At 67.1% G+C, this 26333-nt stretch carries 15 protein-coding genes; 9 read left to right on the top strand and 6 right to left on the bottom strand.

Annotation, left to right across the window (positions count from 1 at the left end):
- Positions 1-5 precede the first annotated feature (5 nt).
- Together WDC82_RS18095 and pth are read right to left on the bottom strand one after the other, a co-directional pair.
- Positions 6-1100 carry a sugar-transfer associated ATP-grasp domain-containing protein gene (locus tag WDC82_RS18095; RefSeq protein ID WP_340118780.1) on the bottom strand — a complete coding sequence of 365 codons (1095 nt, stop codon included), beginning with the start codon at positions 1098-1100 and terminating at the stop codon, positions 6-8.
- A gap of 252 nt (positions 1101-1352) precedes the next feature.
- A complete protein-coding gene (gene pth / locus WDC82_RS18090; RefSeq protein WP_340118844.1) occupies positions 1353-3347 on the bottom strand; it encodes an aminoacyl-tRNA hydrolase in 1995 nt (664 codons plus the stop codon).
- 512 nt (positions 3348-3859) lie between these two features.
- Between pth and WDC82_RS18085 the strand changes: the two genes are divergently transcribed.
- On the top strand, positions 3860-9673 hold the full coding sequence (locus WDC82_RS18085; RefSeq protein ID WP_340118779.1) for an amino acid adenylation domain-containing protein: 5814 nt from the start codon (positions 3860-3862) through the stop codon (positions 9671-9673).
- Between the two features lie 10 nt (positions 9674-9683).
- On the opposite strand, the gene WDC82_RS18080 is transcribed toward WDC82_RS18085, so the two are convergent.
- Positions 9684-10502, bottom strand: coding sequence for a 4'-phosphopantetheinyl transferase superfamily protein (locus tag WDC82_RS18080; RefSeq protein WP_340118778.1), 819 nt, complete (start codon positions 10500-10502; stop codon positions 9684-9686).
- Positions 10503-10701: 199 nt separating this feature from the next.
- On the opposite strand from WDC82_RS18080, the gene WDC82_RS18075 reads away from it, so the two are divergent.
- The 4 genes from WDC82_RS18075 to WDC82_RS18060 are packed head-to-tail and all read left to right on the top strand — an operon-like array spanning position 10702 to position 13905.
- Positions 10702-10953 (top strand): acyl carrier protein, encoded by a 252-nt coding sequence (locus WDC82_RS18075; protein ID WP_340118777.1) that lies wholly within the window; start codon positions 10702-10704, stop codon positions 10951-10953.
- On the top strand, positions 10950-11813 hold the full coding sequence (locus WDC82_RS18070; protein ID WP_340118776.1) for a hydrolase 2, exosortase A system-associated: 864 nt from the start codon (positions 10950-10952) through the stop codon (positions 11811-11813). The genes WDC82_RS18075 and WDC82_RS18070 overlap by 4 nt, the downstream gene beginning before the upstream one ends.
- The gene (locus WDC82_RS18065) at positions 11797-12699 is read left to right on the top strand and encodes a hydrolase 1, exosortase A system-associated (RefSeq protein ID WP_340118775.1); all 903 of its coding nucleotides are present in this window, start codon (positions 11797-11799) and stop codon (positions 12697-12699) included. Before WDC82_RS18070 ends, WDC82_RS18065 begins: the two co-directional genes overlap by 17 nt.
- Positions 12700-12711: 12 nt before the next feature.
- Complete coding sequence (locus tag WDC82_RS18060; protein WP_340118774.1) at positions 12712-13905, top strand: sugar-transfer associated ATP-grasp domain-containing protein; 1194 nt, start codon at positions 12712-12714, stop codon at positions 13903-13905.
- Between the two features lie 6 nt (positions 13906-13911).
- Here the strand turns inward: WDC82_RS18060 and WDC82_RS18055 are convergent, their stop codons facing one another.
- From WDC82_RS18055 to prsK, 3 genes are all read right to left on the bottom strand, one after another.
- The gene (locus tag WDC82_RS18055; RefSeq protein WP_340118773.1) at positions 13912-15123 is read right to left on the bottom strand and encodes a TIGR03087 family PEP-CTERM/XrtA system glycosyltransferase; all 1212 of its coding nucleotides are present in this window, start codon (positions 15121-15123) and stop codon (positions 13912-13914) included.
- Positions 15124-15213: 90 nt separating this feature from the next.
- A complete protein-coding gene (prsR, locus tag WDC82_RS18050) occupies positions 15214-16563 on the bottom strand; it encodes a PEP-CTERM-box response regulator transcription factor (RefSeq protein WP_340118772.1) in 1350 nt (449 codons plus the stop codon).
- Between the two features lie 88 nt (positions 16564-16651).
- A complete protein-coding gene (prsK, locus tag WDC82_RS18045) occupies positions 16652-18829 on the bottom strand; it encodes an XrtA/PEP-CTERM system histidine kinase PrsK (protein ID WP_340118771.1) in 2178 nt (725 codons plus the stop codon).
- 642 nt (positions 18830-19471) lie between these two features.
- On the opposite strand from prsK, the gene prsT reads away from it, so the two are divergent.
- The 4 genes from prsT to WDC82_RS18025 all read left to right on the top strand — a co-directional run bounded on the left by prsT (position 19472) and on the right by WDC82_RS18025 (position 26022).
- Positions 19472-22297 (top strand): XrtA/PEP-CTERM system TPR-repeat protein PrsT, encoded by a 2826-nt coding sequence (prsT, locus tag WDC82_RS18040; protein WP_340118770.1) that lies wholly within the window; start codon positions 19472-19474, stop codon positions 22295-22297.
- A gap of 206 nt (positions 22298-22503) precedes the next feature.
- Positions 22504-23478 (top strand): PEP-CTERM sorting domain-containing protein, encoded by a 975-nt coding sequence (locus tag WDC82_RS18035; protein WP_340118769.1) that lies wholly within the window; start codon positions 22504-22506, stop codon positions 23476-23478.
- A 262-nt stretch (positions 23479-23740) separates the two neighbouring features.
- Complete coding sequence (locus WDC82_RS18030) at positions 23741-24619, top strand: class I SAM-dependent methyltransferase (RefSeq protein ID WP_340118768.1); 879 nt, start codon at positions 23741-23743, stop codon at positions 24617-24619.
- 197 nt (positions 24620-24816) lie between these two features.
- Positions 24817-26022 (top strand): TIGR04063 family PEP-CTERM/XrtA system glycosyltransferase, encoded by a 1206-nt coding sequence (locus tag WDC82_RS18025; protein ID WP_340118767.1) that lies wholly within the window; start codon positions 24817-24819, stop codon positions 26020-26022.
- The last annotated feature ends 311 nt before the right edge of the window (positions 26023-26333 follow it).

The following is a 26333-nucleotide window of genomic DNA, read 5'->3' as shown; positions in this document are numbered from 1 at the left end:
CCCGGTCACCCCTTCTGCGCGCCGATGAAGGCCTGGAACTCCCCTTGCAGGAGCCCGGCGTCGTTGGCGATCTGTGGCAGGAACGGACTGCCGAAGACGTTGACTTCCAGCGGCAATGCGCCCCTGGATGTGAGCGCGATGTCCCACGCCTGGACCGGCAGTCCCGGAAAGGCGCAGGCCGCCCGCAGGGTCAGGTCCACGGCCTCGCTCCAGTCGGGCAACGCGAAGCCCGCCAGCGGCAGTCCGCTTGCCGGATGCCGCTCGACCACCCGCAGTTCCGGCCCCAGGCCCGTGGTGCAGCGCAGAACCGTGCCGTGCTCCCGGTCCAGCAGTGCGAGTAGGTTGCCTTTGCGCCAGTAGTTGTCCGCCGTGTTTCCCGGCACGGCAATCTTCCACAGGGCAGTGAAGAGGCGCGGCCCCTGGTGATCGAGCAGCACGATCATCCGCAGCGTGCACAGCCTGTCGCCACAGATCTCCACCATCGCCGGATGCGGCTGCAGGAGTTCCTGGAACAGGAAGCCGCGCGGATTCTTGGCGCAGTGGTGCAGGAAGGCAGGCAGCGGCATCTCGGACCCGTCGCCCAGCAGGATCTTCCCTCCGGCACGGTCCAGCGAGCGGACCAGCATTCCGTCCTTGCTGTAGATGCCCTGAATGGGCTTTGCGTAGAAGGGATACCGCGCTTCGGTGGTCAGGTAGGTGCTCAGCGCTTCCTGCGACCGCAGCGCAGCGGCGCCGACGAAATTTCGCACGGGATGCAGGATCGCACGCACTTCTGGCACCGGAAGACCTTGCCCCCGGAGAACAGCGTAAGTCAGCAGCTTGTCGTCGGCGATGACGCCCCATCGCCTGTCACGGTGAATAGCGCCGAAGGCCTGCGGCGATAGATAGCCCCTCTTGTCCGCGAAGCTGCGATCGCAGCGGTAGACACGCATCCGGTAATAGTCTTCTGGCGCCAGCTTGCCGGGCCCGGCGCGCAAGCGAATGAGTTCCAACAACTGGCGCAGCGGCGAGACGCCGCCGTCGCGCGATGCCGCTGCGGCGTTCCGCATCGCTTGCCTCAGTTCAAAGATGAAATGGACGACTTCCTGCAGCTTACCCATCAAGCTGCCGGGCCGATGCCCGCATCGACATTACGAAGCATAAGCCCTTCCTCCGGCTCCACTTTTTGTGGAGCGTTATCCGCAGCGCAGCGCCACTTTTGAGCCGCCAAGATATCGCACCCAAGGGGCCGTCAACCACCACCTCCTGATAGCCGTTACCCGCGAGGACTTCCCGTTAAAGACGCGGACAGGTGTGTCGATACAGCACCGGGCAGTGCCGGGCCAGTGGCATTGTTGGGGGGCGAGGCGCGCTTACTCGATCTCGGCCAATTTCAGCAGCCGTTCCACGGCTGTGTTGCAGCCTTCCCGCACCTTGCTCGAGACCATCGCCGGCATGGGAGAGACGAGATAGTCTGCGGTCGGCACCTGGTTCGCGGCGGCGGCGACCCCGATCTTGATGCGCGGAATATCGCTGGTCTGAAAGGCGACCAACGTCGAACGGACACCGAGATGGCCGCCGTCCCCGCCCTGCATCCGCACGCGCACGGTGCCCGCCGGCAGATGGATGTCGTCCTGCACCAGGACGCAGTCGCCCGCGGCGAACCCCATCGACTGCGACAAGGCGAGCAGGGACTTCCCGGTGTTGTTCACCTGGTCCTGGGGCTTCACCAGAAGCACCTTGCCGTCCTTGTGCTTCAACTGCGCCACCTTCGCGCGCCCGCAGCCCTCCCAAGACAGACCGTTGCGTTCGGCAATAAGGTCCAGCACTGAGAAGCCGACGTTGTGCGGCGTGTTGTGATACTTTTCGCCGGGATTGCCGATGCCGACGAACACCTTGAGAGGAGCCGCAGCATTGCGCGCCTCCGACGCGGCAGCAACCGATTCCATCGAGGGCTTCTTCGCCGCAAGCGGCCGGTTGGCTGCCGCGGAATCATCGCGCAGGTGGGAACAGGCATCGCAGAGCATGTCCTTGCCGCAACGCATCTGCCAGCAGGCGACCGGCCCAGTCCGGACATGATAGAGGCGGCCAAGATGATCGGCGATGCCGGATCCTTTCAGCATGACGAGGTCGCCTGGACGCAGCAGGTTGTCCATCGCCTGAGCCGCCTGCCGCACATCCGGAAAGGCCAGCACGCGCTGATGCGCTTTGGCAAACTTCCGCGCACGAAGTCCGGCGGTGGCCATCTCGCCGACGAAGACCACGGCATCGGCCACCTGCAGAGCTTCCCGGCCCGCCGCTACGTACTTGGTACGCGCTGACCCGTGGTAGTCGGCCAGCGTGCCGATCACGACGATCTTGCGCGCCGCCGTTGCGTCGCGCAGGAACGCAAAGACCGTCGGCAACCCCCAGAAAGCGCCCTTCCAGTCGTCCCGAATGAAGGTGATGCCGTCAGGCGTCGTCACCGGTTCCATGCGGGCCCGCACCGGCGGAACGGCGGCGACCGCTTCACAGGCTTTTGCCAGGGGAATGCCGGCGGCGACCGCAGTGGCAAGAGCCGCCAGCACGGAAGTCGTCCAGTGCTTCCCGCAGAATTGAGTCTGCAGCGGGTAGTCCTGCCCGTCGAAGCTGACGGTACAGGAGAGACGCTCGGGCCATTGCGAGCGCACGTCCCGCACCTGCAGCGTCGCTCCCTCGGCCGCACCGTAGGTGACGATGCGCCCCTTGAACCCTTCCCCCATGCGTCGGACCAGGGGGTCGTCGGCGTTGAGCACGGCGGTACCGTCGGCAGGCAGGCAGGTGATGAGCTTGCCTTTCTCCGCCGCGATCGCTTCGCGCGAGCCGAAAGCCTTGTACTGGTCTTCGCCCACCGTGGTGACCACGCCGATGGTCGGCCGCGCCAGGGGCAGCAGGCGGTCGAAGTAGCCGGGTCTCTCGGCACTCAGTTCCAATACGCAAAAGTCGTCAGACGGTCTCGTCGCAGCAATGATCTCGGCGACATGAAACAGCCGGTTGCCCGTTCCCGAAGTCTGCCTGACCTTGCCAGCCTGCCGCAGAATGGCGGTGATCATCGACTTGGTCGACGTCTTGCCCGCGCTGCCGGTAATGCCGATGACGGCAACGCCGTTCAGCTGCGCCCGCCACATCGCCGCGTACCTGAGGTGCAGCGGCCGGTAGACGCGCCATTCGAGCGCTGAGCGGACTCGCGCCCCGATATGACCGGCACCCTCCCCGATGCGCGTCAGAGACCTTATCATAATCATACAATCATACGTTGATCTTGGTTGCGCGGTGCAGCGAAGCACCACAACGCCTGCCCAGAGATTCTCCCCGCCACCACCAAGTGGTTGCAACCTGAGAAACCCCATCGGCAGCACGGCGCATGCTCACGCATCGCGCAGGCGGCTGCCTGAGGCAAAAATAGGGCACGATGGTGTTCTGCTGCAAGTTGCTGGCTAATCCCCAGGCGCGACGCCGGTCCCGGCAGGGCGGCATTAAAGGCTCCTGGCCGCGGCTGGGCCTGCGTGCAGGGTTCCAAAAGTCGCGGGGCCTACAGGGTTAACCCCAATGATTATACTGCTCGGCCGCATTTTCGCTGTTGTCTCTCCCCGCGCATCGGCAATTATGCCGGCCGCCGGACCGGAAGATCGCACGCCGCCCGGCACCGGAACGTTTTGGTTTTCTTGCCGATTCGTGACACTTCTGAGTGCCCGTAGGGCCGGTTAAGCCATGCAAAGCCAAGAAGAATTGACCTCGGCAGCGCTATCCCTGTTAACTGGCGCTCCGGGCGTCCGAGGCCCGCACGGCCGGTCAGGCCGTGCCGGGCGGGGTTCCCGGGGGAGGAACCAAAACAATCAATACGACGGGCGGACGAAATCCTATGAATGACGCTCTTGTGCGCGCTGGCGGAACGACGCCGCGAGACCTCATCTGCATGGAAAATACCGCCCCCCGGGCGTTTCCGCGTGAGGCCACCCTGCACGGCCTTGTCAGCGAACAGGCGCGGCGGAGCCCCGAAGCGACCGCCCTGGTGTTCGGCGAGGAGCAGCTTTCCTACGCCGATCTTGAGCGGCGCGCGAACCAGTTGGCACACCACCTGCGCAAGCTGGGCGTGGTGGCGAACCAGCCGGTCGCCCTGGTCGTCGAACGCTCGCTGGAGATGGTCGTCGGCCTGCTCGGCATCCTGAAAGCGGGCGGCACCTATATTCCGATCGATCCGGCCTACCCCGAAGACCGCGTCGCCTACATGCTGCAGGACTCCGACTGCGCCCTGATCCTCACTCAGCAGGCGCTGAGGGACGGCCTGCCCGAAAGCGCGGCGCGGGTGCTCGCGCTGGACAGTGACTGGCCGCAGATCGCCGCTGAATCGGCCGAGTCACCGGACGCCGTCGCCGGGCCCGAGGACCTCGCCTACATCATCTACACCTCAGGCTCGACAGGCCGGCCCAAGGGCGTCGAAATCCCGCATCGCGCCCTCGTCAATTTCATGTGCAGCCTGCGCGAGGAGCCGGGCCTGAAGCCGGACGATCGCCTCATGGCCGTGACAACGCTGTCGTTCGATATCGCCGGCCTGGAGCTCTACCTGCCGCTCGTCGTCGGCGCCACGGTCGTGCTGGCCAGCCGCGCTCTTGCCGGCGACGGGCGCCTGCTCACAGAGGCGCTGGAAAAACAATCAATCACGGTCATGCAGGCCACGCCCGCGACCTGGCGCCTGCTGCTCGAGGCCGGCTGGCGCGGCAAGCCCGACCTGCGAATCTTCTGCGGCGGCGAGACGCTGCCGCGCGATTTGGCCGAGCGGCTGCTGCCGCTCTGCGCCGAACTGTGGAACCTCTACGGCCCGACCGAAGCGACGATCTGGTCGACCCTGCAGCGCGTGGAAAGCGGCAGCGGCGCCGTGCCCATCGGCCGCCCCATCGCCAACACGCGGATCGCGATCCTCGACGAGGGCCTGCAGCCTGTCGTCCCCGGCGATGCCGGCGAGCTGTTCATCGGCGGCGACGGTCTCGCCCGCGGCTATTTCCGGCGCCCGGAGTTGACGGCGGAGCGCTTCATCGATCACGCCGTTGACGGTTCCGCGCCGCAGCGGCTTTACCGTACCGGCGACCTTGCCAAGCAGCGCGCCGACGGCACCCTGGAACACCTTGGCCGCGTCGACTTCCAGGTCAAGGTGCGCGGCTTCCGTATCGAGCTCGGCGAGATCGAGGCGACCCTGGAGCAACAGGCCGAGGTCAAGCAGGCCGTGGTCCTGGCACGCGAAGACAGGCCGGGTGACAAGCAGCTGGTCGCCTACGTCACCGCGGCCAAGGATGCCGAGCCGACCGGCCGTGCCCTGCGCAAGGCGCTGGGCGAGACCCTGCCCGACTACATGGTGCCGGGTCTCTTCGTGTTCCTCGACAGCTTCCCCCTCACCCCGAACGGCAAGGTCGACCGCAAGGCTCTGCCGGCGCCCAGCAGCGAGCGCGCGGGCCTTGCCGAGCCTTATGCCGCGCCGCGCAGCGATGCGGAAGCGCGCCTGGCCGGGCTGTGGGGCGACGTCCTGCGCGTCGAGAAGGTCGGCGTGGAAGACAACTTCTTCGAGCTTGGCGGCGACTCCCTGAAGGTGGCCCAGGTGGCGACGCGCATCCGCGAGACCTTCAAGGTCGACATGCCGCTGCGCCTGCTGTTCGAGCATCCCACCGTGGCGGCGCTCTTGCCGGCGATCGAGGCGCTGCCGCCGGCGGCCGAGGGCCTGGAGGAACTGCCGCTCACCGCGGTGCGGCGCGGCGCCGAGATTCCGCTGTCCTTCGCGCAGGAGCGCGTGTGGTTCATTCACCAGCTGAACCCGGACAATCTCGCCTACAACTTCCATTCGTCGATCCGCTTCCGCGGCAAGCTCGACTTCGCCGCCCTGCAGGACGCTCTGGGCGAGATCCTGCGGCGGCACGAGGCCTACCGTTCGACCTATCCCAACGTCGACGGCCGTCCGCAACAGGTGGTGCATCCCCACGAGCCCTACTCGCTGACACTGGTCGACTTTTCGGTGCAGCCGCAGGACAGGCGCGAGGCGGCCATGAAGGCGTGGTGCGACAAGCACTTCCAACACCGCTTCGACCTGGAAAAGCTGCCGCTGGTGATCTGGACTCTGCTGCGCCTCGACGAGAATGACCATGTGCTGATCCACACGGAGCATCACCTCGTCCACGACGGCTGGTCGTTCAACGTCTTCCTCTGCGAGCTGGTCGATCTCTATCGCGCCTACAGCGAGGGCAAGCCGTCGCCGCTGCCGGAGTTGCCGGTGCAGTTCGCCGAGTTCGCCACCTGGCAGCACCAGTGGATGCAGGGTGCCGTTTCCGACCACCAGCTCGCCTACTGGAAGAAGCGCTTTGCGACCGTTCCGCCGGTGGTCGACATGCCCCACAAGGGACCGCGTCCCGCCAGCCAGACCTTCCGCGGCACCTCGCTGCGCCCGGAAATCCCGCTGCCGCTGTGCAACGACCTGCGGGCGCTCAGCCGCCGTGAAGGCAGCACGCTGTTCATGACCATGCTGGCCGGCTTCATGGCGCTGATCCACCGCTACAGCGGCGAGGAAGACGTGGCCATCGGCACCTTCTTCGCCAACCGCCGCCAGCAGGCCTCCGAGAGCCTCATCGGCATGATCCTCAACAACGTGGTCATCCGCGCCGCGCTGGACGGCAACCCCACGATGCGCGAGTTCATCGGCCAGGTGCGCGACCTCGTGCTGGAAGGCGCCAACTACCAGGACGTCCCCTTCGACCGCGTGGTCGATGCCGTGCAGCCGAAGCGCGACATGAGCTACAATCCGCTGTTCCAGCTCATGTTCAGCTTCCACGACGAGCCGATGCCGGAAGAGGCGCTGCCTGGCCTCGACGTGAAGCTGACGCCGGTGCTCAGCAACGGCTCGTCGAAGTTCGATCTCGGCGTCATCGGCATTCCGCATTCGGCCCAGTACGTCGGCCTGCCCCAGGGCAGCGACCGCGACGGACTGACGATGATCTGGGAGCACAACACCGATCTCTTCGAGACCGCGACCATTGCCCGCATGATCGAGCACTACAAGGTGCTGCTGGCGGCCATGGTCGCCGACCCCGAACTGCGCATCGCCGACCTGCCGCTGGCGACACCTGAGGAAAACCGGCAGCTGCTGGTCGACTGGAACGCCACCGAGCAGCCGGTGCCCGACGCTGTCTGTCTGCCCGACATGATCGCCGCGCAGGCCGCGCGCAGTCCCGATGCCGTCGCAGTGGAGTTCGAAGGCCAGACCCTGACCTATGCCGAACTGGAGAGCCGCGCCAACCGGCTCGCCCACTATCTGCATGGCCTCGGCGTCGGGCCGGGCCGACTCGTCGGCCTCTGCGTCGAGCGTTCGCCGGCCATGCTGGTCGGCCTGCTCGCCATCATGAAGGCGGGCGGCGCCTACGTGCCGATCGACCCCACCTTCCCGCGCGATCGCCAGGCCTTCATGCTGGAAGACGCGAAGATCACGCTGCTGGTCAGCGAGGGCGACCTCTGCCGAGACCTCGCCGGTGACGCTGTGACGCTGGTGCGTCTCGACCGCGACAGCATCCATTGGGCAGGACTGCCCGCAACGCCGCCGCGAAACGTCACCATCGGGCCGGAAGATCTCGCCTACGTCATCTACACCTCCGGCTCGACCGGGCTGCCCAAAGGCGTGCGCCTGCCGCACCGCGCGCTGGTCAACTTCATGATGACCATGGCGGAGAAGCCCGGCCTCTCCGCCGACGACCGCCTGCTCGCGGTGACGACCCTGTCGTTCGACATCGCCGGGCTGGAACTCTACCTGCCGCTCACCGTCGGCGCGCGGGTGGTGATCGCCAGCCGCGCCGTCGCCACCAACGGCGAGCTGCTGGCCCAGCGGCTGCGCGACAGCGGCGTGACCGTCATGCAGGCGACGCCGACCACCTGGCAGATGCTGATCGACAGCGGCTGGCAGGGCGACCCGGCCTTCACCGCGCTCTGCGGCGGCGAAGCGCTGCCGCGCGCGCTCGCCGAGCAGCTGCTGCCGCGGGTCAAGGCGCTGTGGAACATGTACGGGCCCACCGAGACCACCATCTGGTCCTGCATCCAGCGGGTGGAAAGCGGCTACGGGCCGGTGCCGATCGGCAAGCCCATCGCCAACACCCGGGTCTACCTGCTCGATGCCTACGACAACGTGGTGCCCGCTGGCGTGATCGGCGAACTCTGCATCGGCGGCCAGGGCGTGGCGCTCGGTTACCTCGACCGTCCGGAACTGACCGCCGAGCGCTTCATCGAGAATCCCGTCCCCGAGGCGCCCGCCGGCATCATCTACCGCACAGGCGACCTCGCCCGCTATCAGGCAGACGGCACGCTCGTCTGCCTGGGGCGCACCGATCACCAGGTGAAGATGCGCGGCTTCCGCATTGAGCTCGGCGAGATCGAGACCCTGCTGGAAAGCCAGGACGACGTGCGCCAGGCGGTGGTGCTGCTGCGCGAAGACGTGCCGGGCGACCAGCGCCTGGTCGCCTATCTCGTACTCGCCGAGGGCGTGAAGACACCGGCCGAGAGCATCCTCGCGCGTCTGCGTGATCACCTGCCCGACTACATGGTGCCCGGCACCGCCGTGGTGCTGGACGCACTGCCGCTGACGCCGAACAAGAAGATCGACCGCAAGACCCTGCCCGCCCCGCAGGGCACCCGCCGCCAGGGCGAAAGCTACATCGCCCCGCGCAACGAGGTGGAGCGCCGGGTTCAGGAGATCTGGCAGGAGATCATCGGCGTCGAGCCACTGGGCATGCGCGACGATTTCTTCGAAGTCGGCGGCCACTCCCTGCTCGCCGTACGGCTGGTCGCCGCCATCGAGAAGCGGCTCGGCCAGCGCATTTCCCTGGCCGCGCTGCTGCAGGGCCGCACCATCGAGGCGGTTGCACGCCAGATCGGCGGCAGCGTTGCCACGGATACCGCCGCGGCCTCGCCCGGCGGCGAGGAAAGCTTCCTCGTCCTGCAGCGCGGCGGCAAGCGCACGCCTTTCTTCGCCGGCGGCAGCCATCCGCGCTACCGCGAACTGGCGCGCCGCCTGGGCAGCGACCAGCCGGTCTATCAGCTCGACATCTACGCCCTGCTGAGCCAGCGGCTGTCGCAGGGCCAGCCGGTCTACGAGACCATCGAAGAAATGGCCGCCCGCTACGTCGACCAGATTCGTTCGGCGCAGCCGCAGGGGCCCTACTGGATCGGCGGCGGCTGCGAGGGCGCCTATGTCGCCTTCGAGGCCGCGCTGCAGCTGCAGCAGCAGGGTGAGAAGGTCGAAAAGCTGGTGCTCTGGATTCCGCCGGCAATGCGGGAAGCCCCCGGCTTCCTGGCGGGTCGGACGGTGCCGTCACGCCTGTGGAAGCAGCTGCACCAGTTCGTCAGCGGCGGCGGCTACAGCAACCTGCGACTGGGCACGCTGCGTCACCAGCTGCGGCACGAATATCTCGACTACAAGATCTTCCGCGCCATCGACCGCTACCTGCCGGCGCGCCGCTTCGACGGCGAGGTCACCATCGTGCGCACCGAGCACAGCCCGCGCAATTCAGGCGACCTCAACAAGCAGTGGTTCGACCGCACGACGCGCGGCGGGTCGGTGCACATCATGCCCGGCCACCACGGTAATTGGCTCGACGACGAGCACATCGGCAACTTCAGCGGCCTGCTGAAGAAGACATTGCACGGCGACTAGCCCAGCCGGGCTAGGCCAGCCGGAAGCAGCGGCAGACCGGCGGACCACCCTCCACGGCCAGCGCGGCGCGGAACCGTCCCGCAAGGGGCGGCTCCAGCGCCACGTCCAGCAGGCTCCAGCGCCGTGCCTCCGCCGGGCGGAACTCGGTCGACAGCAGGCGCGCCGGCTGGCGGGGATCGGTCGAAACGCAGAAGCCGTCCAGCGGCAGGCTGAGCCCGGCGCCGAAAGCTTTCAGCAGCGCCTCCTTGCGCGTCCAGATCGCACAGAAGGCTTCCGCATAGAGCGGCGGATCGTAGGCGGCCAGCGCCGCCGCCTCCGCCGCCGCGAAGAACCGCTTCGCCACAGCAGCCAGATCCTCGGTCTCAGGGATGCGCTCCAGGTCGACGCCCAGGCACCGGCCCTGGCTCACCCCGAGCAAGGCCCAGTCCGCGCTGTTGGAGAGGTTGAAGCTCAGCTTGGCCGCTGCCTGGGGCCCGGCGATCTCCGGCTTGCCGGCCGGCCCGTAGGAGAACGTCAGGCTTCGGGGGTCAGCATCCAGATAGCTTGCCAGGATCCGCCGCAAGGTCGCGCGGCCGGCGATGAAGCGGCCCCGGTCGCGCTCGAAGCGGAACCGCTCGGCGCGTAGGGCCTCGTCGGGGCTCAGCAGCGCGGCCTCGGCGGCCGTTGCCGCCCCGCTGCCGGCCAACGCAAAGGCCCAGAGGTGCAGCGCCCCGTCCAGCCGGTCGAGGCGGGCCTCGCCGCCCAGGCCGTCGCGGCAGACCTCCTGCCAGAGACGCTGGCTGGCGACCTTAGAAGAGGTTTCCGAAAGCTCGGTGGGATGGCTCGACATGGCGCGGCGAGGGTAGTATCAGGGGGGTGCGGGGGCAAGGGGCGTCAGCTAGAACGGCGTCTCGGGCCGTAAGTATAATCTTCACCATATCAATAGCTTGTGGGCTGTTTCTGCGGTGTTGCATAATAAGTCCGGCGCCCGCGCCGAGGGTGGCGGAGAGACCGCTGTTGAGGTTTGCTGCAAGAGGGAAGGATGCTCGATGGCGGTCATTGATGAGGTAAAGCAGGTGCTGGGCGAGACGCTGCAGCTGGGTGACCGGGCGAAGCAGTTCACCGCGGAGACCTCGCTGTTCGGCGCCATCGCGGAGTTCGATTCCATGGCGGTGGTCACCGTGGTGACCGCGCTGGAGGAACGCTTCGGCATCTTCATCGAGGATGATGAGATCGAAGCCGACGTCTTCGAGACCGTCGGCAGTCTCGCCGCCTTCGTCGATCGGAAGCTCGCCGCGTGACACTGCCGCTGTCCTCCGGCGACCCCGCCCGGTCGGAGGCGCCGCAGCCGTTCTTCTTTCCCGGCAGCGCCGGGCCCCTGTTCTGCCTGCTGCAGGCCCCGCCCGAGGGCACGGCCCCGCGGGGCGCCCTCCTCTATCTGCCGCCCTTCGCCGAGGAGGCCAATCGCTCGCGGCGCATGGCGGTGCTGCAGGCCCGGCGGCTCGCCGCCAGGGGCTGGGCCGTCCTGCTGCTCGATCCCTACGGGACCGGCGACAGCAGCGGAGGATTTCACGAAGCGCGCTGGGAGATCTGGCAGGCCGATGTCGAGGCCGCCGCAGCCTGGCTGACCACCCGCTGGCCGGGGATCGCCGTCTCGCTGTGGGGCCTGCGCCTCGGCGCCCTGCTGGCTGCCGAGGTTGCCGGCCGCCACCCGGCACGCTTTGCACGGCTGCTGTTGTGGCAGCCGGTGCTGCGCGGCGACCAGTTCATGTCTCAGTTCCTGCGGCTGCGCATCGCCGCCGCAATGGCGGCCGGCGAAAAGGAAAGCGGCGAGGCCCTGCGCGGCCGCCTCGCCGCCGGCGAGACCCTCGAGGTCGCCGGCTACGAACTTGCGCCGCCCCTGGTCGCCGCGATCGAAAGCCGGCGTTTCGACACCCTGCTGCCGGCCCTCTCGGACTGCCGCATCGACTGGCTCGAGGTCACCTCGGCCGAGGGTGAGCCCGCGCCGGCCCCGGCAAGCCAGCGCCTGCTGGAAGCACTTCCCGACGACACCGCCGGACGCGTGAACTGCCGCGCCGTCGCCGGCGCGCCTTTCTGGACGATCCAGGAGATCACCCTCGCCCCCGCCCTGCTGGATGCGACCGATGCCCGGTTCGAGTGAGCCGACGTCCTCCGTCCCGAGCGAGGAGGCGGTGGTGTTTCCCTGCGCTGGCAGCCGCCTGCTCGGCGTTCTGCACCACGCTCCTGGGTCCCCGAAGACCGGCATCCTGATCGTCACCGGCGGGCCGCAGTATCGTATCGGCAGTCACCGCCAGTTCCTGCTGCTCGCGCGCAGCTTCGCAGCCGCGGGCGTGCCCACCTTCCGTTTCGACCATCGCGGCAGCGGCGACAGCGAAGGGCCCTACCTGGGCTTCGAAGGGATCGATGCCGACATCGGGGCCGCCGTTGACGCCTTCTTCGCGCGGTCGCCGGGCCTCAAGCACGTCGTGCTGTGGGGCATCTGCGATGCCGCCTCGGCGATCCTCTTCTATGCCGGCTGCGACCGGCGGGTGGCGGGCCTCTTGCTGGTGAACCCCTGGGTGCGCGAAGCGGAGGGCGAGGCGCGCACCCTGGTGAAGCACTACTATGGCCAGCGCATCCTCGATCCCGCCTTCTGGCGCAAGCTGCTGTCGGGCGGCGTTGCGGTGCTGCCCGCCCTGCGCGGCTTCATCGCCGGCGTCGCCGGCTGGCTGCGCGCCGCCGCGCCGGCCCGCGCAGGCAACGCCGCCGGTTCCAACAACGCCCGCGACACTCGCCCGCTGCCCAACCGCATGGCCGGCGGCCTGGCGGCGTTCGACGGTCCGGTCGGGCTGATCCTTTCCGGGCGCGACATCACGGCGCGCGAGTTCCTGGAGGCATCGAAAGAGGCGCAGTGGCGCCGCCTGCTGGCGGACCCGCGCGTGACGCGTCACGATCTGCCGGATGCGGATCATACCTTTTCGCGCCGCACCTGGCGCGACTCCGTTGCCCGGTGGACGCTATCCTGGCTACAGTCAATTGGTCGCTGAGGGGGGCTCGGCATGAAGGAAATGGCGAAGGCTGTCTGGAACTGGCGCATCCTGCCGTCACAGATCCTGAGGGATTACCGCTTTCACCGCCGGGTGAAGGTTGCGGCGCCACCGCTGCGGCGCCGCCTTGTCGAACAGGCCGCGCTGCTGTGGACCAACCGCATCACCGCGAAGGACTACTACAAGTTCGGCCTTTTCGATCCGGCAATGCCGCGCGACGTGAAGCGCACCTACATCGGCGAGTTCCAGCCGTGGAAGATGCTGACACCGGTAAACGATCCGGCGTTCTATGACCTGACCGACGACAAGCTGAAGTTCCAGAAGCGCGCCCTCGCCAGCGGACTGCCGGTACCCGAGATCCTGGCGACCCTCTCGGCTGAAGGGGCGGACCTCGATGTGCCGAACCTCGACAGTGCGCAAGCCCTCGCGGAATGGATGGCCGCCAACAACATCGCCGACGTCGTTTTCAAGCCCATCGGCGGCCTGATGGGTCGGGGGGTGATCAGCCTCGGTGAGCGCGTCCCGGAGACCGCCGCCTGGCGCTCACTGCCGGACGGCCGCACCCTCGATGCCCAGGCGCTTTGGGACCATTGCCAAAGCCAGCGCCGCCACGGCGGCATGTTCGTGCAGCGGCGCGTGGCGCCCCACCCGGAACTGGCAAGGATCGCGCCCAATGTGCTCCACACGGTGCGCGTGGTGACCTTCCTCGATCCGCAGCCGAGGGTCATCGATGCGGTGCTGCGCGTCGGCAACGGTCGCGTCGCAGCGGACAACATGCACTCCGGCGGCCTCGCGGTGCCGGTCGACCTGGCCACGGGGCGCTGCGGCAACGGCGCGCTCGTGGTCGACGGGCTGACGCAGGACCTCAGCCATCACCCTCTGACCGGCGCGCGCATCGCGGACACGGTGCTGCCTGACTGGCAGCAGGTCCTCGATCTCGCCGTCACGGCGGCCCGGACCTTTGACATGCAACGCAGCCTGGGGTGGGACATCGGTCTTTCTGACAAAGGGCCGGTGCTGCTGGAGGGCAACTGGCGCTATGACCTGGTCCTCCTGGAACTGGCCCAGCACAGGGGATCCCTCGACAGTCCTTGGATCGACGTCTTCAACGACGGCGGCGGCTACCGGCATCTCAGCCTCGGCTTTTCGAACCGCCCGCGCCGCCGGCAATCCGATCCGACTGCGCCCCGGCGCCGCTCCGCCTGAAGCGCTTCAGGCCGCGGCGCCGCGCCCGGCCGTGCCGGCCGCCATTGCCGCTTCGACGATCTGGTCGAACTTGGCCATCGCCTGCGTCCAGCTGTGGTGGCTTTCCATCCGAGCCCGCCCGGCCAGGGCGAGCCGCCGGCGCTCGGCGCCCTCCGTCATGAGCCGCAGGACCGCCGCGGCGGTCGCCTGCGGATCGTCCGCCACCAACAGGTGCTCGCCGGGCACCGCATCCAGGCCGCGCGCGGCAAGTTCGCTGGCCACCACCGGCACGCCCATGGCGAGACTCTCCAGGATCTTGTTCTGCGTGCCGCGCGCGACGATGAGCGGTGCGACCGAACAGGCCGAGCCGATGAAGTAGGGGCGCACGTCGGGCACCGAGCCCGTCACCGTCACGCCCGCCGCCTCCCCCAGGGCGCGCGCCGCCACCGTCGGCGAGGCGCCGACGATGGCCAGTTTCGCGGCAGGCCGCTGCACGCGGATCAGCGGAAAGACATCGCGCACGAACGCCGCCATGGCCTGGACGTTCGGAAAGTAATCCATGCGGCCGACAAAGCAGATCTGGTCGGGGTCGTAGGCCTCCGGCTGCGGCTGGAAGAATTCCAGGTCGACGCCGTTCGGGAACCAGTCGCCCCGTGCCCCCGGCGCGATCGCTTTCAGGCTTTCCACCTCCGCCGCGGTGGCGCAGGTCGCGTAACCAAAGTCTTCGGCGATGCGCCGCTCCACCCGCACCAGCTTCACACCTTCCAGCCAGTAACCGAGCGAGCGCGGGAACGTCATCTGCTTGCCGTAGGCCAGCCACTTCTGCGAGTCCATGTCGCAGAAGTCCATGATCTTCGGCACGCCGACGAAGGGCGCCGCGTAGGGCCCGACGGAGGAACTGTGCGCGATTACCAGGTCGAAGCGTTCTTCGCCGGCCAGCCGGCGCAGGCGGTTCATCAGGGCGGGCGACGAGAAGTAGCCGAAGGAGGACGGCTTGGGCGTGGGCAAGGCCAGCAGCGTCTTCGCCCAGGCCTCGGACTTGCCGATCGGCGCGGTGATGACGCCGGCGACCTGCTTTTCCAGTTCCGGCACCGCCTGGCGTTCCGCGTCGCTGCGCGTCAGCGAGGCCACCACCACGGCATGATGGCGGCTCAGGTGACGGATCATGTTGAACGATCGAATGTTCGCGCCCGAGTTCGGCGGATAGGGAAAGCGGTGACAGAGGAAGAGAATGCGCATGACCGGACTCTCAGTTGCCCGCCGCATTCACGCGACACCTTTCGAGCGCTCGCGGTGTCGCCTGCCGCTGCCCCCAGATTCCGGCCACCGTCATTCGGTTTCCTGACTCACGTCCTGCTCGGAAGCGTGCAGCTTGAGCAGGTGATAGAGCGTCGGGCGGCTGACACCGAGAAGCCGCGCCATCTCCGACCGATTGCCGTTGGCGATCGCCTGCGCGCGCCGCAGAGCACGGGCCTCCGCAAGCGTGCGAACGGTCGCGAGGTCGATCGCTTCGTCGGCATCTTCTTTCGGCACGTCAAGGCGCAGATCGGCCGCGGTGAGATAGGACCCGCGCGAGGCGGCCACGGCGCGTTTGATGCAGTTCTGCAACTCGCGCACATTACCGGGCCAACGGTACGCGAGGATCGCGGCCAACGCATCGGTCGAGAAGCCGCGGATCGGGCGCTTCAGTTCCTCCGCGTAGAGCCGCACCAGGCGATGGGCAATGATGACGGCGTCTTCCGGTCGCTCGCGCAACGGCGGCAGCAGGAACTCGCTCTCGGAGAGGCGGTAGTAGAAGTCCTCGCGAAAGCGCCCCTCGGCGATCAGGGTCTCAAGGTTCTGGTTGGTGGCCGCGACGACGCGCACGTCGACCGGTATGGACGTCCGTCCGCCGATCCGCTCCACCTTGCGTTCCTGCAGGAAGCGCAGCAGCTTTGCCTGCAATGCCGTGGGCATGTCGCCCACTTCGTCCAGGAAGAAGGTGCCGCCGTCGGCCTGCTCGACCTTGCCGACCGTGGTCTTGATTGCGCCCGTGAACGCGCCCTTCTCGTGGCCGAACAGTTCGCTCTCCAGCAAGGTCTCCGGGATCGCCGCGCAGTTCACGGCGATCATCGGTCCCTTGCGGCGCTGGCTCAGCTCGTGCAGCGCCTGGGCGATCACTTCCTTGCCGGTGCCGCTCTCACCGGTCAGCAGCACGGTGATGTCGGTCGTCGCCAGCCGCTTCAGTTCGTCGCAAAGCTCCAGCAATGCGGGATGGGTGGTCATGAAGCCGGGCAGTGCCTCGCCACCGCGCGCGCCCGTCAGCTGGCGGTTCTCCGCCTCCAACTCGTACAGCCGCTGGGCGCGGCGGACGATCAGCTGGATTTCTTCCACCTTGATCGGTTTTTGATAGAAGTCGTAAGCGCCGAGGGCGATGGCTTTCAGGGCGTAGGCGCGGTCGGTCTGCCCGCTCATCATGATGACCTTGGTTGCCGGCGCCGCTTGCAGCACGGCTTGCAGCACGGCAAGCCCCGCGCTCGGCCCGTCGGGGTCGGGCGGCAGGCCGAGATCGAGCAGGACAACCTGAGGCTGAATCTTCGCGAGTTGCGCAAGCGCACTGGCCTGATCGTTCGCAACGGCGACCGTGTAGTCTTCGAAAGACCAGCGCAGTTGCTTTTGCAGGCCGGAATCGTCCTCCACGATCAGGAGAGCGCCTTCCGGCTTTGAGGGTTTGCGTGCCGCCATGTCCTATCGCTACGGAAGTTAGTGCCTTGAGTCCACCACTAGTTCAGCTTTGCCGGCGAGCCTCGGAATTGCCGCCTTCGCGTCCGGCCGAAGGCAGTGTGAGGCGCATGGTGGTGCCGGCGCCCGGCGCCGAGATTGCCTCCAGTTCGCCGCCGATCTCGCGGGCCAGGGCACGGCACTGATAGGCGCCGATGCCAAAACCACCCCGCTTCGTCGTCTTGAAGGGCTTGAACAGCTCCTCCTCGATGAAGCGGCTTTCCATGCCGGGACCGTTGTCGCGCACCTCCAGGACCGTCTGGCGGCCATCGTCGCGCAGATGGAGAGACACCTGCCCCTGGGTACCCGCCGCCTCAACGGCATTCTGAAGCAGATGGCCGACCATGGTCTCCAGCCGCCCGCGGCCGCCCTTTATGCGGGCCGCGTCCGCCCCGGGCGCCAGCGCAAGGTCGAGAGCGGCGACGCTGCCCTCGTAGCGCGCAATGAGCTGGCGCAGCAGCGGCGCGACCGAGTCCTTCGCCGCCTCGCCCTCCGCATCGGTGGTAGCGCCATCCGCCTCGCCGTCCGGTATTTCCTCATCGCTGCCGTCGGCGACGTTGCCGTCCAGGCGGCTCATCACGGTCTCCATTCGCACCACCGCCGAGCGGATGGTCTCCACCATGTCCTCCTGGAACTCCGGCCGGTCGCCGAAGCGCGCGTGGTTCTTCACCATGAGGGAGAGCTGACTGACGAGATTCTTCAGGTCGTGCGCGACGAAGGCGTAGCGCTGGTTGAAGCGCTCGAACTCTCGCGCTTCGGCGAGGTCGCGCGCGAGCCGGCGCTCGGCCAGCAGGCCTGCCGCCTGCCGCGCCGCGGTCGCCAGCAGCTCGCCGTCCTCCGGCTCGAGATCGCGCGGCGAGCGCGGCTGCGACAGCATCAGCAGGGCGATCAGCCGGTGCTGATGCAGCAGCGGCACAAGGGCCCAGGACTCGGGGATCGTTCGCAGGGCCGCCAGCAGCTGCCGGCAGTCGGAGGGCGCGTCATCCGGCAAGGCATCCTCGTGGCTGAGACTCCAAACGGTATCGTGAGTCCTGAAGAAGTGCTCCAGCGCCGGAACGTCGATCGTCGAGAGGCTGGCCGGGGAAATGTTCCACGCCGCCGCGATCGGCAGGTAGTTGTCGCCCACCACCCACAGCGCGCCGGAGGGGCTGTCGACGATGTCGGCCAGCGCGCGGATGACGCGCCGCTCGAAACTCTCATCGCTGTCGGCCGAAGCGAGGCGTTCGCTGAAGCGCAGCCACTCGCCGCGATAGTCGTACTTGTCCTCCAGCACGTGGTGAGACAGGAAAGTCCGCACCTGCGCGCGGAACGAGCCGGAGAGCAGCAAGGCCATCAGCAGCATCACCGCGGCGAAGAGGAAGACCGCCTGCACGGCGCTGCCCCAGGCCTCCCCCATGGTGCGCACGTAGAAGGCGGTCGCGGCCATGATGACAAGGTAGATGCCGGCGCCGAAGACGACCGTCGACCCGAACACCAGGCGCCGCGAGAGGCCCAGCGCGAAGTGCCGGGCGTGACTGCGCTGGATGTTGATCACCAGGAACGGCACCACCAGCACCTGGGCGAAGCCGCGCATCTCCAGGAAAGTCGGGTCCAGCACACGGAACAGCAGACCCTCGCCGTAGAGAAAGACGTCGTAGGCGAACAGCCCGCCGGTGGCCAGACAGAGGAACTTCACCCCCCAGCGCTCGGCCGACTTGTATCCGCGATAAAGCGTTTCCGTGAGCGAGAGCCCGAAGAGGGCGATCAGCAACCCCTGGATCAGCAGCAGCAAGGCGGTGTTGAAGCCGAAGAGGCCGAGGTTGAGCCAGCGCAGCCCGATCAGCAGATGGGTCACCTGCAGCGCCAGGGTCACCGCGGTCAGCCCGATGATAAACGCCCAGCCCACGCGCAGCCGCCGCGGGAACATCACACGATAGGGCTCCAGCGAGGCGATGATGTGCCACAGGAACCATGCCCAGGCCAGCTTGGAAGCCTGCTGCAGGAACAGCGTCCACTTCGGAAAATGCGGGATCACGTCGTGGCCGACGAGGGCGACCAGGGCCCACACGGCGGTGAGCCCCACAGCCGCGATGAAGTAGGGGCCGTGGCTGCCCCAACGGCCGCGCCACAGGTAGTACGCCACCAGCCCCACATAGGCCAGTGCGGCCGCGCCGTAGCTCAGGTATCCGATGATCAGCCCCTGCAAGAATCTTCCACTCCGCTGGCCCCGTCCCCGGTCGGCTCCAAGCCACCCCGGCGCGCCGCCTGCGGGGACTGAACGGCGCTGCCGTCGAACGGTTTCAAGTAAGGCCGAAATTTCATAGAGTAAAATATTGAATGAACACGATACCCCCTAAGATCCCGTTGTCGTCGGGCGACTGAGGATCCCCCCTCGGCGGCACCGTGCCCCTTATCATTCGCCACCTATGATTGCGCGGCAATTATGATGCCGGCCGGTGATTGCGCGGCAATTATGATGCCGGCCGGTGATTGCGCGGCAATTATGATGCCGACCGGGCTAGAACGCCGGACTTACAGGCTATCGTCCGCCCTGTGCTCCGGCAAGCGGCGGCACCCGTTCCCGGATCGCCCGCCAGGATCGCCCGCCGGGGTCGCCCGCTGGGCCGGCCCGCTGGGCTGGGCCGGGCCCGAGGCGGTGTCTGCAATTCGGAAAGCCACTGGAAACCGGACTTGAAAACTCCGGTTTGCTGGCAATCTCCTTATCAGGGCTGGCCTTTTTCCTAACAGGCTCCTGCCCTATAGTAGGCCCAGACGGTACGACCATAATCGAAAAGAGAGGCCCGATTTCCGGGCCCTGACAGGGAAGCGCACCATGATGTTCCAGCCAGTGTCCGACCGCGCCATTTCGACCGGCAGGGCGGTTGCCGCTCATCCTGCGCGCCGCCCTGTGGCCGCCCCCCTCTTCGCCCTGCTGCTGCTCGCCGCGTTCGCCGTCCTGGCCCCCTCCCCGGCCTGGTCGGCCACCTTTCTGGAGCGGGCGCAGCAGTACTTCGAAGATGGCAATCTGCAGGCGGCCGAGGTGGAACTGAAGAACGCGCTGCAGCGCGATCCGACCGACGCCGCGGCCCGCTTCCTGCTCGGCAAGGTCCACCTGCAAAAGGGCGATGCGGCCGATGCGGAGAAGGAATTCGTCCGCGCCCAGGAACTCGGCTACAGCGGCGAAGAACTGGAATTGATGCTCGCCTACGCCCGCCTGAACCTGCGCCAGTATGGCGATGTCGTGAAGAACCTGGCCGAACAGACACCCGGCGACAGTGCCTTGAGCCGGGACCTGACGGTGGCCCGCGGCGAGGCGCTGATGAGCCTCGGGCAGTTCGACGAGGCGGCGGAGGCCTTTGACCGCGTCCTCAGCATGGGCCCGCACGTCCGCGCGCTGGTGAACAAGGCGCGCCTCGCGGTGATTTTCGAGAAGCCGGAAGAGGCGCGCGCGCTGCTGGACCAGGCGATCGCCATCGATCCCAATGATCCCTTCCTGGTCACGGTTGATGCCGAGTGGTACTTCCGCGAGCGCCGCTTTGACGAGGCCAAACTGCGCTTTGCCCGCGCGGTGGAGCTGGACTCGACGCAGGCCATCGCCCGTCTGGGCTACATCCAGACGCTGATTGCATTGCGCGAGTTTGAGGAAGCCAACCGGATCGTTCAGAACCTGCGGGCCGCCCAGCCCTCGGATTCCCGAGTTGTCCTGCAAAGCGCCGTCGTCCGCTTCCTCATGGGCGATTACGAGCGCGCGAAGCAGGATGCGGACAGTGTTCTGGCGCGAAACTCGCGAAGCACGCAGGCGCTGCTGATTGCCGGCTTCAGCGCCTTCCAGCTCGGGCAGTACGAGCAGGCCCGCGCACGGCTGTCGAACTACCTGACGCAGCAGCCCCAGGACAGTCGCGCCCGCGGCATCCTCGGCGCCGCGCTACTGCGGCTCGGCTACACGGAGCAGGCCTACAAGACCCTCGACGTGCCCGAAGACGAGATCCCGCAGAGCGCGGATTATCTAGGCATACTCACCGATGCCGCCATCGCCGCCCGCGACGAGGAAACCGCGCTGAAGCGCGCCGAGCAACTCGCCGCTCTCAGGCCCGACGATGCCCTGGCGCAGGAAAAGCTGGGCCGCATCCGCCTGTCAACCGGCGACGTCGATGGCGGACTCGCTGCCCTCAACACAGCTCTCGAGCTCGACCCGAGCACTCAGCGCGTCTATGTGTCGCTGTACTCCGCCTATATGGCCCGCAGCCAGTTCGAACTTGCGCGGCAGGTCGCACGGCAGGCACAGGAGCATATGCCCGAGAAGGCTCTCGGCTACGGACTGGAAGGTGGCGTGCTCATAGCGACGGGGCAAAACGAGCTGGCGGAGGCGGCATTCCGCCAGGCGGTTGCGAAGGACCCGACGGAGCTCCGCAACGTTGCCAACCTTGCCCGGTTCCTCGCTATCGACAACCGTATCGAAGAGGCGCGCGCCGTCTATGACGAGGCGATCAACCGTACGCCCGGCAATGTCGACCTGCTCATGCGTTACGCCGCGATGGAGAGCCGTGCCGGCAATCACGAGGAGGCCCGCGGCCTGATGCGCCGGGCCGTCGAAAGCAATCCCGGGTCGGTCCCCGCCAGCCTGCAGCTCGGCAGCAGCCTGCTGCGCGCGGGACAGCCGCGCACGGCGCAGGAGGTTTTCCAGGCAGCGCTCGCCCAGAATCCCAACGATGTTGAGTTGATCGAGAATCTGGGGCTGGCCCAGTTGCAGAGCGAGGCATGGCCGGAAGCGGTGCGCACCTTCCAGCAGCTCCGCGAGTTGAGGCCGAACAGCGGCAAGGTCGAAGAGTATTATGGCCTGGCCCTGGAGGGCGACGGCCGGCCCGAAGACGCCCTGCGGGCGATCGACCAGGCCCGCGGCCTGGGGGGGACCGACGGCCGGCTCGGGGTTACCCGCACCCGCCTGTTGATCCAGCTCGGCCGCACCGACGAGGCGCGGAGCGAACTGGACGCCTTGAGGCAGCGCAATCCGGAGGCCGCCGAGATCAGTATGCTGGAAGGCCAGCTCGCCCTTGCAACGGGCCGCCCGCAGGATGCCGAGGCCGCTTTCGAGAAGGCCTACGCGCAGGCCCCCAACAGCAGGTCCTTGCGCGAATTGGCGCGGACCAAGTTCGCCACAGGCGAACGCGGCGAGGCCGTTGCCCTTCTGCGCGACTGGCTGGTCCAGAACCCGGCCGATATCCCTGTTCATGAATTCCTCGCCGCCCTGCTGATCGCCGAAGGGCAGTGGGAAGAGGCCGAGGCCCAGTATCGCGCGGTGCTGACGCTGTCGCCGGATCAGCCGGCCACGCTGAACAACCTCGCCATGGTACAACTGGAGCGCGACTCCGTTACGGACGCGGTCGCCAACGCCCGCAGGGCCGTCTCCCTGGAGCCCGACGCCCCGGCCCTGGCCGACACCCTGGGCGTCGCCTTGCTGCGTGCCGGCAAGACGGAGGAAGCGGTCAGCGTCCTCCAGGGTGCTCACGAAGCGGCACCGCAGAGCGGCTCCATCGGCTTCCACCTCGCCCAGGCTCTTGCCGCCAAGGGCGACGTCAAGAGCGCGATCGCCACGCTTCAGGCTGTCCTCGATGCCGACCGGCGGTTCAGCGACCGAGGTGCCGCCGAGGCCCTGCTGGCGTCCTTGAAGCAGTAAGGACGGCCCCGCGCCGAGGCCGTTAACCTCCTGTAAAGAGATGCTTACATCTCTGCTCGCCCGTCCTTCTTATTGAAGAAAATATCGTTATTTTTCAATGATATAAAGTTCTGGCACGATGCTTGCTTCTATAGGGCACAGAAGTGAAAGCTGTTGCATCCACATCCCCCGACCCAAGGCCGGGGTGGCGTTTTAAGGAGAGCAGAATGTTTAAAAAGTATTTGGGAGCTGCGGCCATCGCCTGCTCGATCGGGCTCATGGCAGCTCCGGCGAACGCGGCGTTCGTGCTGGAGAACATCACGTTGAACTTCAACGGGGTCGACGGCCTCGATGACACGCCCCTTCCGGGCAGCTACACCTATTCCCCCGTGGACGCGCTGGGTTTCGTGGCGACCGTCCATGCGGTGATCGATGACGCCAACGGCAACTTCCTGCCGAACGACGGCGAGACCGGCGAAGTCAGCGGCTTCGGATCGATCGACTCGATCAACAACGGCGGCGGCGACGCGCCGACCGGTTCCGGCATCGACCTGCGCGGCAACACCGTGCAGATCGGCGGCCTGGACGGCTTCGAGTTCACCTTCGAGTTCCAGGAAGTGCCGATCCAGTTCACCAACGACACCGGTTCTTTCACGCACACCGGGCCGGATGGCGACTCTGTTGGCGTGCTGAACATGTACATCGACAACCTGACTTCCGCCGGCGACTCCCCGGGCTCCTCGCAGTGCTTCACCGAAGTGTCCGGCGCGGGCTGCACCGACGGCGTGCTGGTGGCGAGCTGGGTGATCATGCCGGGTGAAGGCGGCCTCTTCGCGTTCAACATCCAGGACGGCACCGACAACGCGACGTTCATGTCGACCTTCCTGCTGGACGGCGTGTGGTTCGACGAGTTCGGCAACGACCTCGGCTGCAACAACGCCGATGCCGATCCGGCCAACCACTGCGACCAGATCCTGGGTCTGGCCGACAGCAACTTCGACGCGGATCCGGACGGGACGGGCTCTTTCGGCAACTTCGACCCGACCAGCTTCGATTGCGGCGCCACCGCGGTTGACTTCTGCGCCTCGGAAGACGGTTCCTTCGTCATCGCCCGCATCCCGGAGCCGACCACCCTTGGTCTGCTGGGCATGGGCGTGGCCGGCCTCGGCTTCCTGTCGCTGCGCCGCCGCAAACAGGACTAGAACGCTGTCCCTGGCTGCGCTCTGATTTTCAGGCGCGGACGTCAGGGGTAAGGACCAAACCAGCTTTCATTCGGGGAGGCCCGCTGCACTCGGTGCAGCGGGCCTTTTCCTTTTGTGGCCCCTTTTTCTCGCCGCCTGCAGCCCCGCAGGCCTCGCCCCAGGCAGATCCCGCCCCCCTTCGCCGGGGCAGCCGCCGAATTGTCACTGGACTTGCCAGGTCGTTAACCAAATTTATACTGTGGTTTTCTAGGCTCTGAAGGCCATGCCAAGCATTCCTGTTCTCAAGACGCTTCTGCGAGAGGTCGTTACCCGCCACCAGGTGCCGCGGGTGCCGGAACCTGACCTCGTGATGGACGATCCCGCCAAGGTCGCGGCCTTCACCCGGGCCGGCCGCGAGGACGGCGTCATGGCGCCGGTCTACCTCTATCACACTGCCCAGGTCTGCGAGATCGTGAAGCCGGGCGATACCGTGGTCGACCTCGGCTGCGGACCGGCCACCCAGCTGGGCATGATCGCCCGCCTTAATCCGGACACCCAGTTCCTGGGCGTCGACTTCTCCGACGAGATGCTCGATCGCGCCCGCGCCCACGTCGCCGACCAGGGCCTGACCAACGTCCGCTTCCAGAAGTCCGACATGTCGCGGCTGGATTTCCTGGCGGATGCCAGCGCCGACGCGGTCTATTCGACCGTCGCCCTGCATCACCTGCCCGGCGTCGACACCCTGAACAATACTTTCTCCGAAATCGGCCGGGTCCTGCGGCCGGGCGGCGGTGTCTACGTGGTCGATTTCGGCCGCCTGAAGGCAAAGAAGTCCATCGAGTATTTCGCCTATCAGTATGCCGACCGCCAGCCTGAGCTGTTCACGCTCGACTATCTCTATTCGCTGAACGCCGCCTTCACCGTCGATGACTTCCGCCATGCGGCGCGGACCTACCTCGACGGCCGCGCCCGCGTCTATGCCACCTTCCTGGCTCCCTTCATGGTGGCCGTGAAGAGCCCGGCGCGCCGCGAGGTCCCGGAGGGGATCAAGCAGCGTCTGAAGGAAATCCGCAGCAGCCTGCCGAAGCACCACCAGGTCGACGTGAAAGACCTGGTCTCCTGGTTCGGCATGGGCGGTCTCGCCACCCCGGCCCTTTCCTGAGCGTCCCCCCGACGCTGTCCTGACCGCCCCAGGGACCGGCCGCAGCCGCGGCGGATAACCTCAAGTTTCGCGCGCTCGGGGGAAAGCGGGTGTGATATGGTCGCTGCAGTCTTGCCGCCAAGCCCAACGCGCCGCATGCGTCGGCCCCGCTCCTGATGGCCCTGGCAAGGCCCGTCATGCAGTCAGTTGGCCCGGCAATGCGCATTCTTCACGTTCTGGATCATTCCCTGCCGCAGCAGAGCGGCTACGTCTTCCGCACCCTCGGCATCCTGCGTGCCCAGCGGGCACGCGGCTGGCAGACCTTCCACCTGACGACCCCCCGCCACCCGGAAACCCGCGGGGCGGAGGAGACGGTCGACGGCTGGCACTTCTACCGCACGCCCCTGGCCGCGCATCCTTCCGATCGCCTTCCCTTCGCCCGTGACTGGCGCCAGATGCGGGCGACGCAGGCGCGCCTGGACGGCATCATCCGGGATCTCCGCCCGGACATCCTGCACGCACACTCCCCGGTCCTGAACGGCCTGCCGGCGCTTCGCGCCGCACGCCGTCATGGCATCCCGCTGGTCTACGAGATCCGCGCCTTCTGGGAAGACGCCGCCGTCGACCTGCACAAGGTGCGCGCCTGGGGCGCGCGCTACCGGGCAACCAGGGGGCTGGAGACCTATCTGCTGCGCCGGGCCGATGCCGCCGTCACGATCTGCGAGGGGCTGCGGAACGACATCGTCGATCGAGGCATTCCCGCCGGCAAGGTGACCGTCGTCCCTAACGCGGTCGACATGGACGACTTTCGCGATGTGCCGCCGCGCGATGCGGCGCTCGCCGGACGCTACGGCCTCACGGAGGGCGCGACGATCGGCTTCATCGGCTCCTTCTATGCCTATGAGGGACTTGAACTGTTGATCGAGGCGGCAGCGCGGCTCAAGGACCGCATCCCGGAGCTGAAGCTGCTGATGGTCGGCGGCGGACCGCAGCAGGACAACCTGCGCGCCCTCGCCCAAAGCCTCGGGCTGGACGGCCGCGCCATCTTCACGGGCCGTGTCCCCCATGAAGACGTCAAGCGCTACTACGGCCTGGTCGACGTGCTGGTCTACCCGCGCCACCGCATGCGGCTCACCGATCTGGTGACCCCGCTGAAGCCGCTCGAAGCCATGGCCCAGGGCAAGCTCGTGCTGGCCTCCGACGTCGGCGGCCACCGCGAGCTCATCGAGCCCGGCGCCACGGGCTTCCTGTTTCCGGCCGACGACACCGCCGGCCTCGTCCAGGCGCTGATCGATCTCTTCGACAGACGCCCACAATGGCCGGCCGTGCGGGCGCGCGGGCGCCGTCTCGTCGAAGAAGAGCGCAGTTGGGCTGCAAGTGCCGCCCGCTACGCGCCCGTCTACGCCGCCCTCTCGGGACAATAGTCGACGGCCCTTGCTACTTCCGCAACGGCTTCCGGCGGCAGCGAGTACTGTCAGCGCTCGCAATCCAGCGGCGAAAAAGATTTGGCGATATTCACCAAGCCTATTGTCTATTCTACGGCTCCGAGTGTTGATTTCTTAAAAATCAAAGTCTTGATGACATCATTAACTTGTCTTTGTCCGTGGTTACAGAATAGCCCCAGCAAATCCACAAAATGTCACAAGTCTCTCGCGAGTCCGCAGGGTTAAATGGTTAATGCTTTCGAGTTGCGAATTACTACCGAATCGCTGAAGATCGAAAGCTCAGGGGGACT

It is taken from the genome of Pelagibius sp. 7325, assembly GCF_037652055.1.
In the GTDB taxonomy this organism is placed as follows: domain Bacteria; phylum Pseudomonadota; class Alphaproteobacteria; order Kiloniellales; family Kiloniellaceae; genus Pelagibius.
Note: the sequence above shows the minus strand (reverse complement) of the source record. Positions and strands in the feature narration are given on the sequence as shown.

What these genes read in the sequence shown, in the direction of transcription:
- WDC82_RS18095 (WP_340118780.1), bottom strand. Translation starts at nt 1,100, where the DNA reads ATGGGTAAGCTGCAGGAAGTCGTCCATTTCATCTTTGAACTGAGGCAA.
- pth (WP_340118844.1), bottom strand. Translation starts at nt 3,347, where the DNA reads ATGGGGTTTCTCAGGTTGCAACCACTTGGTGGTGGCGGGGAGAATCTC.
- WDC82_RS18085 (WP_340118779.1), top strand. Translation starts at nt 3,860, where the DNA reads ATGAATGACGCTCTTGTGCGCGCTGGCGGAACGACGCCGCGAGACCTC.
- WDC82_RS18080 (WP_340118778.1), bottom strand. Translation starts at nt 10,502, where the DNA reads ATGTCGAGCCATCCCACCGAGCTTTCGGAAACCTCTTCTAAGGTCGCC.
- WDC82_RS18075 (WP_340118777.1), top strand. Translation starts at nt 10,702, where the DNA reads ATGGCGGTCATTGATGAGGTAAAGCAGGTGCTGGGCGAGACGCTGCAG.
- WDC82_RS18065 (WP_340118775.1), top strand. Translation starts at nt 11,797, where the DNA reads ATGCCCGGTTCGAGTGAGCCGACGTCCTCCGTCCCGAGCGAGGAGGCG.
- WDC82_RS18060 (WP_340118774.1), top strand. Translation starts at nt 12,712, where the DNA reads ATGAAGGAAATGGCGAAGGCTGTCTGGAACTGGCGCATCCTGCCGTCA.
- WDC82_RS18055 (WP_340118773.1), bottom strand. Translation starts at nt 15,123, where the DNA reads ATGCGCATTCTCTTCCTCTGTCACCGCTTTCCCTATCCGCCGAACTCG.
- WDC82_RS18035 (WP_340118769.1), top strand. Translation starts at nt 22,504, where the DNA reads ATGTTTAAAAAGTATTTGGGAGCTGCGGCCATCGCCTGCTCGATCGGG.
- WDC82_RS18030 (WP_340118768.1), top strand. Translation starts at nt 23,741, where the DNA reads ATGCCAAGCATTCCTGTTCTCAAGACGCTTCTGCGAGAGGTCGTTACC.
- WDC82_RS18025 (WP_340118767.1), top strand. Translation starts at nt 24,817, where the DNA reads ATGCGCATTCTTCACGTTCTGGATCATTCCCTGCCGCAGCAGAGCGGC.